At 45.6% G+C, this 17,070-nt stretch carries 14 protein-coding genes; 11 read left to right on the plus strand and 3 right to left on the minus strand.

Annotation, left to right across the window (positions count from 1 at the left end; translation table 11 throughout):
• Window positions 1-129 precede the first annotated feature (129 nt).
• From ACXHJ1_RS15185 to ACXHJ1_RS15200, 4 genes are all read left to right on the plus strand, one after another.
• Window positions 130-906, plus strand: a complete 777-nt coding sequence (locus ACXHJ1_RS15185) for an NAD-dependent epimerase/dehydratase family protein (protein ID WP_457904879.1) — start codon at window positions 130-132, stop codon at window positions 904-906.
• Between the two features lie 233 nt (window positions 907-1,139).
• Window positions 1,140-2,132 (plus strand): ABC transporter permease, encoded by a 993-nt coding sequence (locus tag ACXHJ1_RS15190; protein ID WP_016821653.1) that lies wholly within the window; start codon window positions 1,140-1,142, stop codon window positions 2,130-2,132.
• Between the two features lie 18 nt (window positions 2,133-2,150).
• Window positions 2,151-3,044 carry a carbohydrate ABC transporter permease gene (locus ACXHJ1_RS15195; protein ID WP_016821652.1) on the plus strand — a complete coding sequence of 298 codons (894 nt, stop codon included), beginning with the start codon at window positions 2,151-2,153 and terminating at the stop codon, window positions 3,042-3,044.
• A 109-nt stretch (window positions 3,045-3,153) separates the two neighbouring features.
• Window positions 3,154-4,695, plus strand: a complete 1,542-nt coding sequence (locus ACXHJ1_RS15200; protein ID WP_123797417.1) for an extracellular solute-binding protein — start codon at window positions 3,154-3,156, stop codon at window positions 4,693-4,695.
• 71 nt (window positions 4,696-4,766) lie between these two features.
• On the opposite strand, the gene ACXHJ1_RS15205 is transcribed toward ACXHJ1_RS15200, so the two are convergent.
• On the minus strand, window positions 4,767-7,028 hold the full coding sequence (locus ACXHJ1_RS15205) for an AraC family transcriptional regulator (RefSeq protein WP_457904880.1): 2,262 nt from the start codon (window positions 7,026-7,028) through the stop codon (window positions 4,767-4,769).
• A gap of 230 nt (window positions 7,029-7,258) precedes the next feature.
• The gene (locus ACXHJ1_RS15210) at window positions 7,259-7,972 is read right to left on the minus strand and encodes an expansin EXLX1 family cellulose-binding protein (protein ID WP_039269146.1); all 714 of its coding nucleotides are present in this window, start codon (window positions 7,970-7,972) and stop codon (window positions 7,259-7,261) included.
• A gap of 350 nt (window positions 7,973-8,322) precedes the next feature.
• Here ACXHJ1_RS15210 and ACXHJ1_RS15215 point away from each other — a divergent pair, with 350 nt between their 5' ends.
• Window positions 8,323-9,039 (plus strand): metal-dependent hydrolase, encoded by a 717-nt coding sequence (locus ACXHJ1_RS15215; protein ID WP_016821648.1) that lies wholly within the window; start codon window positions 8,323-8,325, stop codon window positions 9,037-9,039.
• 94 nt (window positions 9,040-9,133) lie between these two features.
• Here ACXHJ1_RS15215 and ACXHJ1_RS15220 read toward each other — a convergent pair whose 3' ends face one another.
• Window positions 9,134-10,213: a M42 family metallopeptidase gene (locus tag ACXHJ1_RS15220; protein ID WP_107733272.1), complete on the minus strand. Its 1,080-nt coding sequence runs from the start codon at window positions 10,211-10,213 to the stop codon at window positions 9,134-9,136.
• Window positions 10,214-10,397: 184 nt separating this feature from the next.
• Here ACXHJ1_RS15220 and spoVAC point away from each other — a divergent pair, with 184 nt between their 5' ends.
• From spoVAC to ACXHJ1_RS15250, 6 genes are all read left to right on the plus strand, one after another.
• Window positions 10,398-10,904, plus strand: a complete 507-nt coding sequence (gene spoVAC, locus ACXHJ1_RS15225) for a stage V sporulation protein AC (protein WP_016821646.1) — start codon at window positions 10,398-10,400, stop codon at window positions 10,902-10,904.
• Complete coding sequence (spoVAD, locus tag ACXHJ1_RS15230; protein ID WP_016821645.1) at window positions 10,901-11,923, plus strand: stage V sporulation protein AD; 1,023 nt, start codon at window positions 10,901-10,903, stop codon at window positions 11,921-11,923. The genes spoVAC and spoVAD overlap by 4 nt, the downstream gene beginning before the upstream one ends.
• Window positions 11,920-12,276, plus strand: coding sequence for a stage V sporulation protein AE (gene spoVAE / locus ACXHJ1_RS15235; RefSeq protein WP_016821644.1), 357 nt, complete (start codon window positions 11,920-11,922; stop codon window positions 12,274-12,276). Before spoVAD ends, spoVAE begins: the two co-directional genes overlap by 4 nt.
• Before the next feature lie 215 nt (window positions 12,277-12,491).
• Window positions 12,492-13,451, plus strand: a complete 960-nt coding sequence (locus tag ACXHJ1_RS15240; protein WP_017428193.1) for an AAA family ATPase — start codon at window positions 12,492-12,494, stop codon at window positions 13,449-13,451.
• A gap of 3 nt (window positions 13,452-13,454) precedes the next feature.
• Entirely contained in the window at window positions 13,455-14,702 is a 1,248-nt protein-coding gene (locus tag ACXHJ1_RS15245) for a DUF58 domain-containing protein (RefSeq protein WP_025365384.1), read from the plus strand.
• Window positions 14,699-16,945: a transglutaminase TgpA family protein gene (locus ACXHJ1_RS15250; RefSeq protein WP_017428191.1), complete on the plus strand. Its 2,247-nt coding sequence runs from the start codon at window positions 14,699-14,701 to the stop codon at window positions 16,943-16,945. The genes ACXHJ1_RS15245 and ACXHJ1_RS15250 overlap by 4 nt, the downstream gene beginning before the upstream one ends.
• Window positions 16,946-17,070 lie beyond the last annotated feature (125 nt).

A 17,070-nucleotide genomic window follows, 5' to 3' on the forward strand; every position in this document is an offset into this window, starting at 1 on the left:
CAGGTAGCAGAGTCCTTTTTTTATAGGTGACAGAATGTAATGAATGATGGTAACAAGGTTCCCACTCTAGGGAGTTGGTTAAGCTATGAATGACGGCACACTGCCAAATAAAGAAGGGAGATGCGGACGATGGCACGAAAATTGTTGATTACAGGGGCGGCGGGCACAATTGGAAAAGTACTCTATGAAGGGCTAAAAGCGAAAGGGAAATATGAAATAACCGCCGCCGATGTGATGAGGGATGAAGAAGCAGGGATTGTCGAACTGGATATACAAGACGCTGCTAGATTGGCTGAGCTTACACATGGAGTGGATACGGTATTGCATTTTGCATGGATTAAGGATGAGGGGGATTTCCTCGGCAAAGTACTGTCTGGCAATGTAAGCGGAGCGTATAAGCTGTATGAAGCTGCGGTCAGAAATGGGGTGAAGCGCATTATTTTTGCCAGTTCCAATCATGCCACAGGGTTTTATAAAGTAGGCGAAGCGATAGATGTAGAAGATCCCTACCGACCGGATAGCTTTTATGGATTGAGTAAGTGCTATATTGAACTGTTGGGACGGCTGTATGCCGATCAGGGCAAAATATCTTCAATGAATATCCGCATCGGTAATTTTCCTGGGGATGATCGGCCGCATTCGGAGCGTGCTGCTCATATATGGATCTCCGAGCGCGATATGATTCATCTGACCGTCTGCTGTATCGAGGCCCCTTCGGAGATGAGTTATCTTAATTTGTACGGTACGTCAGCCAATACGGATAATTATTATGACATTGGTTACTTGGAAGAACTAATCGGATATAAGCCGCAGGATAATGCCGCTGAGCTGCTGGAGCAGGCCAAGAAAAACGGATTTCGAGTAAAACAGGATGAAACCATTTTTCAGGGTGGGCAAAAGGAATAGAGCAGATCGTCCAAATATGCTTGACGAATGGGCTGAAGGCGTCGATCAGGCGCCTCATATCACATAAAACTTCACAAATATCCGAATTGTTCACTCCTCTGGACACTCCTTTGTTCATGAAGCATGAGAGGCTTCACTTTTCATTTTGAATGCGCTTACATAATATATAGTTATACGGCGGCGATGCTACAAACCTTGCAGTCGGTATGTATATAGAGGGGGAGTGACTCACATTGAATCAGCCTATGCCCAAAAATTCTGCAATGCTTACGACGGATTCCCGCTTGAACGGTAGGCTGGGAACAGGCAAGAAACACGGTTTTTTCTATGAACTGATCCGCAATCGAGTATTATTTCTGATGTTGTTACCTACTTTAATCTTTTTCTTCATAAATTCGTACATTCCTATGGTTGGCATTTATTACGCATTTACCCAGTTCGACTTTAATACCAGCCTATTTGAGGCCCAGTTTGTCGGACTCCAGAATTTTCGCTTTCTATGGCAATCCGGCACGCTGACCAAATTGACATTGAATACAGTTGGATATAATGCAGCGTTTATTTTACTCGGCAACGTGTTAGCGATTGTCCTCGCTATTTTACTGAATGAGTTGCGAGGCCGCTACTTTAAAAAGATCACTCAATCTGTGATGTTTCTTCCATACTTTGTTTCCTTCGTCATTCTAAGTGTCATCGTGTATAACATATTTAATTATGATAATGGTTTTCTGAACACGCTGCTCGTGCAATTTGGTGGTGAACGTGTGGATGTGTATAACAAACCATGGGTGTGGATTTTCCTGATTATCCTGTTCTATTTGTGGAAAAATCTCGGCTACAGTATGGTAATCTACCTGGCAGCGATCACAGGGATCAGTGACGAGTATTATGAGGCAGCTAAAATAGACGGAGCCAACATTTTTCAACGAATTTGGTACATTACCGTTCCTATGCTCAAGTCAACATTCGTTGTGCTGCTGTTATTTGCACTGGGTAGTATTATGAAAGGACAATTTGATCTGTTCTATCAGTTAATCGGTAACAACGGTGTGCTGTACAATACGACGGATATTTTGGACACTTATGTGTATCGTTCCTTGAAAGTAACTTTTGATGTGGGTATGGCTTCGGCCGCAGGCGTGTATCAATCCCTGTTCGGATTTGTACTGATCATGACCGTGAACTATATCATTCGCAAGCTGAACGACGAATATGCCTTATTCTAGAAAGGAGGACCGAAACGGATGGCGATCAAAGAGGATGTATACACTCGACTTTTTAAAATTATCTCTTATGTGATTATCATTGTGGCATCCATTGCTTGTTTACTCCCGTTCCTACTTATTATTTCGGCTTCACTAACCAGTAATGAATCGATTATCAGGGATGGCTATCACTTCATTCCACAGCAATTCTCGCTGGAAGGATACCGGACGGTGTTCACCTTTCCTGAAGAGGTGTTACGGGCATATGGGGTGACGATTTTTACCACGGTTGTAGGTACGACGCTGGGCCTGTTCCTGATGACGATGGCCGGATATGTGCTGGCACGCAAAGATTTTAAATACCGCAACGCGTTTTCATTCTATATTTACTTTACGACGTTGTTTGGAGGCGGATTAGTACCTTGGTACATTATGCTCACGAAGTATTTGGGGCTGCTAGATACGTATACAGTGCTTATTTTCCCGGGATTAATGACTCCATTTCTGATCATTTTGATGAAAAACTTCATTCGTTCCTCCATGCCGGAAGAACTGTTCGAGTCCGCTAAAATAGACGGTGCGGGTGATTTTAAAATTTACTACCGAATTGTACTGCCTTTATCTACACCGGGTATTGCCACTGTGGGGCTGTTTCTGGCTTTGGCTTACTGGAATGACTGGTTTTCATCCTCACTCTTTATTAATGACCCGCATAAATACCAGTTGCAATACTATCTGTATAATGTCATTAACTCCATGCAATTTATCGCTCAAATGGGTGCAGGCACCGGCGTGTCCCTTTCCAACGATATGCCGACAGAGTCGACCAAAATGGCAATGGCGATCGTGGTTACGGGTCCCATTTTACTACTGTACCCGTTCATTCAGCGTTACTTTGTCAAGGGGCTGACGATTGGTGCGGTAAAAGGATAAGCGGCACTAAAGGCTGAGATGGCATAATGTGCTGACATTGTGCCATCCAAGCAGCACTTTTTGTAAGCGTTTTATTTAAACGGACTACCATTTCAAAGGGAGGATTCACATGACATTCACAAAGAAAAGAAAACAACGCATGTCCATCCTGATTGCAGTAATGGTTATCATGGCGCTCTTAGCCGGATGTGGGGGCGGTAGCGGAAACAGCGCACAAAAAGCAAATGGAGAGGATGATAAAGCCCAGAAAGTACAGCTGCAATTTTATATGCTGGGTGATGCTCCTAAGGATCTGTCTACCATTGAGGCAGAGATTAATAAGTTGGCAGAAAAAGATCTGAATGCCACCGTCAAATTTAACTATACGACGTGGACAGACTGGGATCAAAAATATAAGCTGTTATTGTCTTCGGGTCAGCCTATCGACCTGATCTTCACTGCAGATTGGACGCAGTATCAGGCCTATGCCAAGAAGGGGGCATTCCTGCCGCTAGACGATCTGCTGCCTAAGGCCGCACCTGCCTTGCAAAAATTCGTGCCTCAGGACATGTGGGATGGGGTTAAAATCGGAGGCAAAATTTATACCGTGCCTGGCACGTATAAAGAATATGTCACAAACGGTTTTGTATGGCGTGAGGATTTACGCGAAAAGTACAATTTGCCTAAACCGACAGACATCAAAAGTTACGAGGCTTACATGGACGGGATACGTCAGCATGAGCCTAGTATGAAAACGGTATCTTTGAACAGTGATATCAAGGGAAATCTGCATGATCGTTATACCGAATTAGTAACGAAGAGTGTAGGTGCTTTGCCTTATGGCATTGGTATCAAATATGAAAAACCAACAGAGGTGTATAAATATTGGGGCTCAGATGAACAAAAAGAAGAGCTGAATACTTATAAACGCTGGGCTGATAAAGGATTCATTCCTAAAAACGTATTAAACGTAAAAGATACACTTCAGGATCAGGTCACTTCTGGTAAAGCTGCGAGTATTTTTGGCGACAACCCAACCCGGTTTAATGATATGGTCATTAAGCTCAAAGCATCTCATCCCGACTGGAAGCTTGAGTACTATCCATTCCCGCTGACAACAGGCTATGCAACTCCGGTGCATCCGATCCATAATGGCTTTGCAATTCCAAAAAGCAGCCCGAACCCAGCCCGTGCATTGGCCTTTTATGAAAAGCTGGTAACAGACAAACGTTATAATTTGCTTACGCAATATGGTATTGAAGGGAAAAACTACGAAGTCAAAGATGGTTACTATCATATGATAGGTAGCGGCAGTACGAATGGATTTTCACGGGAAGGCATGAACAGCTGGGCTTGGCGTAACCCGGAATACATGCTGTTTGATTCAGGCTTCGACCGTGTGAAGAAGATTTTTGCGGAGCTGGATAAAATCCAGAAGCCTGACCTGTTTACCGGTTTTGCAGAGGACTATACGACCTACCAAGCAGAAAAGGCGGCATTAGAACAGGTCGAGAAGCAGTATCTGTACCCACTTCAAGCTGGACTGATCGACAACGTTGATCAAGGTCTTGAGACTTTCATGCAAAAGGCGAACCAAGCGGGTTTGGAAAAAATTCAAACCGAATATACAAAACAATGGGAAGCTTATGTGAAGGAGAAGGGGATCAAGTAAAACGCTAAGAGTTGTGATCTAAAGTAAAAGCAAGTCTCCAGAAAGTTGGAGGCTTGCTTTTTTGATGTCGCCTATTGCGCATTCGCTTTAGAACGGCGAAAATCTGTGGGTGTCACGCCCAAACTGCGTTTAAACATACGGTGGAAATAAGAGCTACTCGCAAACCCGGTTTGTTCTGCCACGTCAGCCACCGACCAGTCGGTCTGTTCCAGCAGCTCACAGGCCTTGCGAATACGAAGCTGCTGGATGACGTCTACGATGGTGGACATGGTTTGTTGCTTATAAAGCCTGCTGACATAGATTGGCGACATATCCAGCTCTTCCGCAATCTGATTGAGACAGAAATTAGGGTCCGTATAAGCTTGCTCCATTCGTTCGTTGATTTGTTGTACCAATCGTTCTTGCTTCGTATTTCGTTTTTCCGCCAGATTGGAGCGAACCTGTTCAAAGACCAATTGGTAATGAGCAATAAGATCCTCGGCGGTCTCTAATCGATCTGCGGATGGTAATTCAGGTTTAGATTCGATAGCAAATCCATTGAGCTCACTTATATGCCGAACGGCATTATTCACACTCATAATGAGCCGGGATATTGCCACCCGCACAGAGGAAAACGGATATTTCTCCATATGCATCAACAGATCTTTGAACATCCGGTGTGCATCCTCCGTATGACCAGATAGCAGCGTATCCAGCAATTTTTTTTCTTTATCCGATGGAAATACATAAGTATTTTGGACATCTTCATCTGTAGTGTTTCGGGCATTAATAATACAGCCATGACCCTGAAAAAAACGGTGCATAGATGCGTTCTCTACCTGGCGGTACAGCAAATGCAGCCGTTCTGGTTGACTTGTAATTACGCTGTAGGTTAGTGATACACTTAGCTTCAAATATTCGAGACAGGCTTCGCGTATTTGGCGTAATAGGGTTTCCAGTAGTACCGTGTCTGTATGTTCCGCAGGGTCTAAAATGTTGAGCATCAGCAGGACGCTATCCTCATCCATATCAACGGTTTCCACCCGGTATGTCTGCCCGCATATTTCGGAAGCGATATTCATGATGGCAAACTTGTAGGGTAGCAGATCAGGTCCGCGCTCGCTTTGCCAGCGGGCATATTCATCTATGCGCAGGAGTACAAGCCGATAATCTTTATCGAACTGGAATGTAATCCCAAGCTCACGCAGTCGTTCCGGTTCTTCACCGGCAGGAAGATTTCGGGTGCCGCGAATCACATTCCGTAAAATGTTTTGCCGGATTGTGTACATACTGTTGCGTTTCTCCGATTCCAGTGAATTCATATGCACAACAATTTGACCAATAGGCGTATACAGCATTTTGGACAGCAGCCAGGAAGCTACAAATCCTGCCATTCCGATGATGGCCGCGATCAGTACCATGGCATTACGAATAACACTCGCCATTTTGATAACGCTTTCATAAGGTGTGACACTAATATACTGCCAACCTAGTCCATCCGGGGAAGTATAGGAAATCAGTGATCTTTTACCATGAAAGTCTTCTACAAAATAGCCTGTTTCCTGTTTTTTGACTCTAGTGTGCAGCCATAGCTGTTCTTTTTCGTTCAAAGCTTCGTCTGTCAACGTTGTACCAGACAACAGTCTGCCTTGATCGTCTAAAATATAAGCAGTCCCGCCTGAGATGGGGTTCGCCGCCATTTCCTTGTTCATCCAGGCTGCCGACACATTCACAATCACTGCCGAATTAATCGCTTCGTTCGAGTTGATTGCGTCATAACATAAATACGTATAGGCTGCGATGTCTGGGTTTGCTTGCTCTACGCCAGCTCCGGTGTCCGAGGCAGACAGCAACGGATACGTACGTGGGATAGGCGTAAAGGGTTTGTAGTCCTGATAATGATCGAGCACGCGAATGATGTCTGTATCAGCCAGTTCATGTTTGCTGAATAATCCGTTTTGGCCTTGTGAGGACGCAATGTAGAAGGTGTCACTTTTAGGGTTATACACATAGATGGATTCAATATAAGGCATGGAGTTAAGATAATTATTCAATTCAGTCATGGCAGCGGTTACATCATATACATTGGGTTTGGGATAGTACAGCAGCTTGGATAGGGTACTGCTGCGATACATTTGAAATGCCAACGATTGAGCAATAGATGTCATGTTGATGACCTCTTTGCTTCTCAACGTTAAGCTATTGTGATTGGCTTCGAACGCCTGCTCCTTTTCCACGCGACTGTAGTAGAAATAATATACAGTGGTGGATACCAGCAACGTTAGTGTTATACATAACGTAATACTGACCAGCAATTTGCTGTGTAGCTTGTGATGCTTTTTGAAATTGCTCATATGAACAGGCCTCCTGTCTGTGTGCACGTAGCTGTAAAGTACACCCTATTTATGTATTCATTATACGTATGATTTTATGAACAGGACAGTGAACAAACCGATTCTTTGTGAAAAATAATGATTTTTTCGTAAAAAGACCGGGAACACGGATACGCAAACTAGATTGCGTCGGTTCCCGGCCTGTTTTATTGGTTCAAATGAAAAGAAGAAAAGATGAGGCGGCATTTCAATTAGTCAGGAAATTGAACATTACCTTTAACAATATAGGCTTGGCCTGTGCCATTTTCCGCTAGAGCTGGGATGGTATCATTCAGTACGACACCGCGAATGTCCGTAATCCGTATTTTCAGAGGCTGTTTTCCTAAGTTAGTACCCAGAAAGTGGTTGTAATCCTGTTTTTCGAGATTGAGCCATTGCCCGTTTTGTTGGACCTCCATTTTTAAGACTGGATATTTATGATTGCGTACTTGAATGGCTGCCCACCATTGGCTGCTGCCTTCTTTAATGCGGTAGGAGACATTGCCACTAACCGGAGCTTTGACAATTTTCCATGAAATATTGATTTTTCCATCCTTTTGATTGCCAATCAGGTTGAAGGCATTCGGAGACAGATCGAGTGCACCACTCGGACCCTCAGGGTATAAATCTGTTACATAGACGGTTGTTTTTCCTTTGGGGCCTTGAACTTCCAAATAGGCTCCAGCTAATGCGGCTTTGATTCCGTTATAATTCAATTGTGTGGGGTTAAGCGCTGTAATTTTGGCATCAGAAGGGATAGGATCAAGCAGTAATGCTCCTCCAGAGTAACCTGATCCTGTATATGTGGCGTACCCCGTGTATGTATCATTCCAAGCAGCTGAAGCGGGAAGTGCGAACAATACGACACTTAGCAACGACGTCAGACCAATCGTTCTGAACTTTCGGAACAGAGATTTTTCTTGCATAATCATTTCCTCCTTGTTCATTTAATAGATTTATATAGTAAATATAAACACTATATTACCTAATATTCCAAATTGTACAATAGGACTTTGAGGCGAAAAGAAAATGTTGAAGATATTTGTCAACATATCCATAGGTCATATGGCGTGTTTTCTGAGAAATGGCTGTACAGATAAAGAATAAGGGGAGGGTCAAGTAATGGGGGGCGAAACTAGGACTTTTGGATGAAGTCTTTTAAATAGAATAAGCGAACTATTGTTCTCGTTTTGATTGTCGTATACAATCGAATCATGCTGATTCAAATAGAGTAATGTCGACTCTGTGTATACTGCAAGAAAGGATGTTATGCATCATGATGGGAAGAGCCCATTTAATTATTGGAACCGGGGTCTCCCTATCGGTATTAGCCTTAAGTGGATTCGAAGTGACTCCGGCTGCTGTGGCAGCCGCTGTGGTTGGTTCATTGCTGCCGGATATTGACGAGCCTAACTCCATGCTTGTGAGCCGTGCGTTACCGAACAAAATGCTTAGGCTCATACAGCTTCTAATGATTGGGGCTGCGGGTTGGGTGTTTTTCACCCGTTTGGCTCCGCCACCCTGGAATCTTGTTTTGGCTTTGCTGATGATCAGCGCTTCTTTTATGCCGTCACGGTCTATGCGTAAAGTTATCATTTTTCTAATTGGTATCGGCCTTGCCTGGTATGGGGAATCATATGCACCGTGGAATTATATCGCCGGGTGTCTGCTGATCATATGTACGCTTGTTCCGCACCGAGGATTGACACATACGGTATATGGGACAGTAGCATGGACCGCGCTGCTTTACGGCACGACACGTTTGCATGGCGACAGCATATGGCTGGCTGGAGGTATAGCGTACCTGCTACATTTATTGGCAGATTCCTTGACGAATAACGGAATTAAGCCTTTGCCGCCATTCAAATGGAAGCTAAGATTTAGATTAATGAGCACCGGAACCCGGAAGGGAGCAAAGGTAGAAAATATCTGTATTACCTTAACAGCTGTACTTGTAGTGATTGCTTTGCTTCGGTACAAGCATTTAATTTGAGAACTTCTATTTTTTCTTCTATTAAATTAAAAAACAGTCAAGCACACGTATGTGTCTTGACTGTTTTTTATAAATTCTTATTCTCTGTTACTTCTTAAGCTCGTTCAATAATGGTATTCAGTGTTGTGCGATCCAGATTTTGAACCAACTTAATGATCAGTTCCTTGGCCGCATCATAATCATCGGTATGAATAATGGACGAGGAAGTATGGATGTATCGTCCACATATGCCGATGACGGTAGATGGCACACCAATTCCGCTCAAGTGCACTTGACCAGCATCCGTTCCCCCAGTGGAGATAAAATATTGGTACTTGATTTTGTGAGTTTCCGCCATGTCCTGCACATACTCCACAATTCCGCGGTGTGTAATCATACCTGGATCAAAAACCCGCAACAGTGCGCCTTTACCAAGCTGTCCGTATGCGTTCGGATCTCCACCCATATCGTTGGCAGCACTGCAATCCAGTGCAAAGAAAATATCCGGCTGAATCAGATTGGCAGCTGTGCGTGCACCGCGCAGTCCCACTTCCTCCTGAACCGTAGCTCCTGCATACAATGTATTTGGAAGCTGGTCTTTTTCCTTATGTAATGCCTCCAACAGCTCAAGCGCCAGGCCTACACCATATCGATTGTCCCATGCTTTAGCCATGATTTTTTTGGGATTCGCAAGTGGAGTGAAATCACAGATCGGAGCGATAGCCGTTCCGGGTACAATTCCCAGATCTTGCGCCTCCTGTTTGCTGTCTACGCCGATATCCAGGTACATATGCTTGATGTCCATCGGCTTGCTGCGTTGCGCTTCATCGAGCAAATGTGGTGAGACAGAGCCAACTACACCAATGATTGGGCCATTTGGGGTCAGTACTTGAAGACGTTGTGACATGATGGCTTGGCTCCACCAGCCTCCAACCGGCTGAAAACGAATCATTCCATTTTCCGTAATGCCATTCACAATAAAACCAACTTCATCCAGATGTCCTGCCACCATTACACGTGGGCCACTTTCTTGCCCGCGCAGTACACCAAAAAGACTGCCCAAACGGTCCTGCACGATTTCATCTGTATAACCGGATATTCGTTCTTTAACCCATGCCCGCAGATCTCGCTCATGTCCAGAAATGGAAGGGAACTCTGTTAAGGTTTTAAACAATTCCAATGTTTTTGCTTCCATGATGTATACCTCACTCCTTATTAATTAACCAGTGGTCGTCATGTATTCAGTATGAATGGATTTGTACGGAATGTCCACGATATCATTTTCCTGACATAACATTTCCCCAAAAAGCTCATAATGTTAAGGAGCCAAGCAATCTGAACCGCCAAGCGCGGAACTTTTGAATAAGGGGTGGTGAATGATGCCAGCTAAGTCAGGACAGCGCGGTTTTCGTACCAATTCGTCGCCGTTGTCCATAAATGAGAAAGACTATCAAAGTGTTTCCCAAAAGCATGAGCCTTCCAGAAAAGTATTTGCCAATTGTGTACGTGCTTTTCTGGTTGGAGGCGTCATCTGTGTGATTGGCCAGGCAATCCAGGAAGCCTTTATGGCAGGGATGCATATTCCAGCCAAAGAGGCTGCGGCACCAACTGCATCCATGATGATCCTCTTGTCTGTTATATTAACCTGCATCGGGGTCTACGATAAGATTGCCCAATGGGCAGGAGCGGGAACCGCTGTACCCATCACAGGTTTTGCGAACTCAATGTGTTCAGCTGCATTAGAGTATCGTTCCGAGGGATTGGTACTTGGAGTGGGTGCAAATATGTTCAAGCTGGCAGGCTCCGTTGTTGTATTTGGTGTTGTGGCCGCATTTATCGTGGGCGTTATATACGCAATCCTCGGTGTGGGGGGCAATCACTTATGAGAAGACAGGGAGGACAAACCTGGAAGTTCGAGTCGAGACCGCGCATCATTGGGAGTGCAACTGTTGTAGGCCCGGATGAAGGAGAGGGGCCATTGTCCACAGATTTCGATTATATTTATGACAATATCGAAATAAACGAGAAAACATGGGAAAAAGCGGAACGAAGGTTAATTGAGCATTCTACAGAGCTTGCGTTAATTAATTCCAATTTAAACAAAGAGGAAGTGCAATTTTTCATAAGTGGTGATCTGATGAATCAGATTATCAGCAGCTCATTTTCGGCTAGCAAGCTTGCTATTCCTTATTTAGGTGTTTTCGGAGCCTGCTCAACGTCGATGGAAAGCTTGGCTTTAGCAGCACTTATTGTGGATTCAGAGGCGGGCGACTACGTGATGGCGGGTACAACCAGCCATAACTGTACTGTGGAAAAACAATTCCGCTATCCTAATGAATACGGAGCACAGAAGCCCCCCACAGCTCAGTATACGGTTACCGGCTCCGGGGCGGCCATTGTGGGACATGCGAAGTCAGGTACGGTGGTAGATTGTGCCACTATTGGGCGAGTAATGGATATGGGCATTAAAGATCCCTTTAATATGGGCGGGGCCATGGCTCCAGCGGCGGCGGACACGCTTTTGTCTCATTTTCGAGATACAGGCAGGGACCCAGGCTACTATGATCTTATTGTAACAGGGGATTTAGCTTCCGTAGGGCTGCCGATTGCCAAGGAGCTGCTTAAAAAAGATGGATTCGATATGAATCAAACGGAATTTAATGATTGCGGTTTACTGATTTATGACATCAATAAGCAAAAGAAGGTCATTGCGGGTGGAAGTGGTTGCGGATGCTCAGCTGTTGTAACCTATGGACATCTGTTAAAGCGGATCGAAAAGGGAGAACTACAAAAGGTGCTGGTCGTGGCGACCGGAGCGTTATTGTCTCCTTTGACTACACAGCAGGGTGAAAGCATTCCATGTGTTGCACATGCTGTAGCTTTTGAAGCGGGAGGAAAAGTATGATATTTCTATGGGCTTTTTTAGTGGGCGGTGCCATTTGTGTCGTGGGTCAGTTGATGATGGATGTAATCAAATTGACCCCGGCACACACAATGAGTACGTTGGTGGTAGCAGGTGCAATTGCCGACGCTGTCGGAATATATGATCCCCTTATCAAATTTGCTGGAGCGGGTGCGACGATTCCAATTACCAGCTTTGGTAACTCACTCGTACATGGTGCACTAACCGAATTGGAAAAGGACGGATGGCTTGGTGTTATTACAGGGATCTTTAGTCTGACAAGCGCAGGGATTTCCTCGGCGATTATTTTCTCTTTTCTGGCATGCTTGTTTGTTCGTCCAAAAGGAAGCATATAAAGCAGGGTGCTTTAAATAGGATAAAAAGTAAAATAAATTGTATACGTGAACCCTTCGGATTTGATAACCGAAGGGTTTTTGACTGTTCCGAAAAACATGTACCTATAAGAGAAGATGGAGCTTGAATAATATGGGCAAGGAGTTAAGTGTACTCTATGTCCACCTTCATGTACAATAATAGGAAACATGTTGCTATCTAGGAGGTTTACAGAGTTATGCCCGTGCGTCAAGAATCTGTGCAGATTGTATCTGCAATCCGTTCTAATCTGGAATCATGCATATTAGGGAAATCCTTTGAAATAAAATTATTGCTTACGGCTATGCTGGCGGGTGGACACATTCTGATCGAAGACGTTCCGGGTACGGGGAAAACGCAAATGATCAAGGCTCTTGCTAAATCCATGCGTGGTGATTATCGCCGTGTTCAATGTAATCCTGATATTCTACCGAGTGATATTACAGGGGTATCTATATTCCATCCACGGGATGAGCGTTTTTATTTCCGTCCGGGTCCAGTTATGACTAACATTTTACTGGCAGACGAAATTAACCGAGCGACGACGAAAACCCAGTCAGCTCTGCTGGAGGTTATGGAGGAACGAAGTGTGACGGTGGATGGGGACACTCATATGTTGCCTCATCCTTTTATGTTGTGTGCCACTCAAAACCCGATTGATTTTGAAGGTACTTATATGCTGCCGGAAGCACAATTAGATCGTTTTATGCTCAAAATCAGCTTGGGTTATCCTGATTTGGAGACAGAGCGAAACATGCTGCTTCATCATCAGGCCAGCCAGCCAGCAGACCGTCTGGAGGCTGTAGCGCATATGGAACAGATTGCTGACATCCAGCAGGAAATCAGAAATATCTATATGGATGAAGCGGTGACGTCCTATTTACTCGATATCGTGCGTGCGACGAGAGAACATCCATCTGTGCTGCTGGGAGCTAGTCCACGGGCCGCACTTGCTTTTGTCATGGCTGCCAAGGCATTCGCTTTTCAGGATAACCGTGACTATGTGTTGCCTGATGATGTGAAGGCGCTAGCACCTTATGTGCTGACGCACCGTTTGCTGCTGCGTCCCGAAGCACGCCTCGATAGTTCCAACGCCCAGTCCGTGCTGCAGTCTGTGCTCCGACAGGTTCATGTACCCGTACGAATGGAGCGTTCTTAGGGAATGAACATGGTCAAAAGGAAGCGCAGGCTTCCCCGGCTATCAAGTCGCATCTGGCTTATGCTATGTATATGGGTAGTGTGCCTGCTTTATTTGTTGTTTCAGGGTGGAAAGACATCGGTCATGCTGTTTTCTATGGTTACGTTGTTAATCGTTTATTTATGGATGGTTGGTCTGAGTGGAGTTCGTCGCGTCCAGGGCCATCGTCAGCTTTCGCAAGGCTCGGAGTTTGGCGAGCTGCTGCATGCGGGAGATCAGGTACACGTAAAGCTCAGTCTGAGCATTCCTGGCTTTCTTCCGTTACCCTATGTCATTGTTCGCGAGGTGCTCAAGCGACATACGGGGGAATCCTGGTCGTTTGAAGACAGTGTTATCCCTAGTATGAAAGGTGGCGGCCAGCTTACATTTCAAACCCCTGCTTTAGAACGAGGAAGCTACTATTTTGAGGAAACCGAATGTGTGAGTGAGGACATCTTTGGCCTGTTGGAGCACAAGGGCAGGTTGAATGCACGCGGTGAATTTCGGGTGCTTCCTCGCACGGCATTCATTCCATATTGGCAGATCAATGATCGCCGCTCAAGAATGTCTGGACCGCAGACCGTTCAAACTCGAACGCGCCGTGAAACGACACAAATCAACGGTGTACGAGATTATGTATATGGAGATCGGTTTTCACGCATCCACTGGAATGCGACGGCTCGTACAGGTAGTTGGAAATCCAAGGAATTTGAACATGAAACGGTTCCCAAAACGATGCTTGTGCTCGACGTACAAACAAAGCATTATGTAAACGCCGACCAGTTTGAGCTAGCTGTATCTTCTACCGCTTCATTGCTGGAATATGGTGGACGGGAGCGGATGGGAGTCGGACTGTGTACAGCTGGAGGGAAGGGGACTGTTTTTCAGCCAAGTGAGCAGATGATGGAACGACAACGAATGATGCATCACTTGGTAGACATCCACACCACTTCGCAAGGCAGCTTGATGACTGCTGTAGAAAGCTGTGTGCGCCAGTTTCCGCAAGGCTGTTATTTTATACTGATTAGTCCGCTGAAGGATCATCAGGCGCTGGAACTTCTTCGCTGGGCCGATACCCGGGGGATGACTCCGTGCCATGTCTATATCGGCGAAGGCTCTGCCGAGGGAGAAGCTGAAAAGTGGATGAGTATGCTTCGTGCAAGGGGAATTAAGGGCTACGATGTTGAGAGCCTCGAAGAGCTCCCGGCTGTAATGGGGGGAGGGACACAATGAAAAGCTGGTTACAATCGTTAAAGAGCTCCTGGGCTCCCGCCTTTACGTTCTTGTGGATTATTATTATTGCTATGCAATGGGTGTCTTTTGCTTCTGAATTATGGCTGGAAGAGACGAGGGCACTTGTACTGATGACCATTACAATGCTGGCGCTGGTGAAGATTTTACTACCATTCCGTCCATGGATTGAATTTGTCGTTAAGGCGGTAACGCTGTTCTTTATTTTGTATCGGACATTAGTGTCTTACTCCATCATTATCCCCTTTGGCGGGGCAGCCAATCGTCTGGATCAGTTTATATCTAATATGTCTCCTTATGTTTGGTTTTCCCTCATTGCTTGGCTAGTCATTGAAATGGTGCCGCTCATCGTTACCACGAAGCAGCGGATTCTAGTTTTTGTGGGCATCAACGTTGCAGCTCTGGCGGTGCTTGATTCCTTCACACCAACTGTGCTGTGGGAGGAGGTTGCCTGGATCGTCTTTGCTGGTATGGGATGGCTAGTGACACAGCATCTGCAGTATTTTCGTCAGCATTATCCTCAAGGATGGAAGCATATTCGGCGTTATCCGTATAAAATTGCGGCCAATATTGCTGTCATTTTTGCGCTTATAATTATGGCGGGTGTGAATATGCCCGAGGTACAGCCAGCTTTGACGGACCCCTATACAGCGTGGACCCAGCGCATTAGCTCAACCACCGCAGGAACCACCAATGGATCTGGGGCACTGAATCAGCGCATGAACACCGCATCTGGTTATAGTCGCCAGGATAATCGATTGGGTGGAGGTTTTAATTTTGATTATTCGCCTGTCATGACCATCACAACTAATCAGCGAAGCTATTGGCGAGGAGAAACGAAACGAACCTATTCCGGTACAGGTTGGGTCGACGTGGGCAACGATGATCCAGCACCAAATGAGGTGTCGATGACCGCAGAGCTTGAAAACGCACAAGAAACGAGACACTCTACTGAGCAGGTCGTGCAGACCGTTACCATGCAAAATGATCAGAGCTATCCCGTTCTGTTTGGCGCCTATTCGGTGCATCGTGTTCAATCGGTGGACAGAGATTCACGGGCAAACGGGTTGCGTTGGAATCCGGAACAGGCAGAGCTGCTTTGGAATCCATCATCTCGAAGAACTGCTTATCCTAAAACGTATACTTTGGTATCGCATGTTCCAGTGATCCCTGAGAAAGAACTGCGTAGAAAAAGTTTTAATGAGTTGTATGGAAAAAATAAACAGGAAGCCTACTTACAAATTCCAAAGGAATTGCCGCAGCGGGTTCGTGATTTGGCTCGCAATGTAACGGCGACGGCCAAAACGCCGTATGAAAAAGTCGGATTGCTACAGCAGTATCTACAGCAAAATTATGCATATACGAACAATCCGGATCTCTCACGGAAAAGAAGCAGGGATTTCGTGGATGCCTTTCTGTTTGAGATTCGGGAGGGCTATTGCGATTATTATTCCACTTCATTAGTCATGATGGCTCGCTCCGTTGGGGTTCCAGCCCGTTGGGTCAAAGGGTACGCTCCTGGCCAGCAGACGTTTTCAGATGATGCAACCACGGGCGATGGTGACGGAAACATGTCCTCTTATTCCGTGACAAACGCGGACGCTCATTCCTGGGCAGAGGTATATTTAGGCGAATATGGCTGGGTTCCGGTAGAAGCTACGCCTGGCTTTGATATGCCGTTACTTACAGAGCAGGAGGATTCAAAGACTCCAGACGCCCCAGAGGTCAAGGATCAGCCAGAATCAGAGCAGCCTGAGCAGACTCCGCAGACGGATCCAGGGGAAGGCTTAGAGGTTCATCCTGTAATCATAGGCTCTGCTGTTGCCATTCTTCTGCTGTGGGCTGCTTATATCATTTGGCGTAATCGGGCAGACATTCACTTTTACCTGCTGCGTTTACGCACAGGTAAACCGCTGACCCCAGATGAAAAGGTGGTCGTCGAAACGGAACACTGGTTACGGTACATGCGAAGGAAAGGCTTTGTCCGCGCAAGCCATGAGACACTGAGGGAATCAGTCGACAGATGGTCACAAGAAGCACCGGAACGCGCTGCGATTTTACATCAGTTACTAGGACGCTTTGAACAAGCACGTTATAGTCCTTCGTCGGTAACCGCCGAGGATTGGCGCAGTGTTCGCCAGCAAGCTTCCCTGTTGCAAAAAGAACCGTGGATAAAACGATGGGCTGGGCGAAGAGCCAAGTCTGACCAGAAGGATGAAGGCTAGTCATTTTTACTAGGTTTGGTGTCGCAATTTTTAATCTTAATCTATATGTTTAGTAAAAAGCTGTCCGTTTGTTGCGGATAGCTTTTTACTAAGCCATAGTAATATGGTATAGTTTGTCGTATGAA

It is taken from the genome of Paenibacillus sp. ALE2, assembly GCF_054113385.1.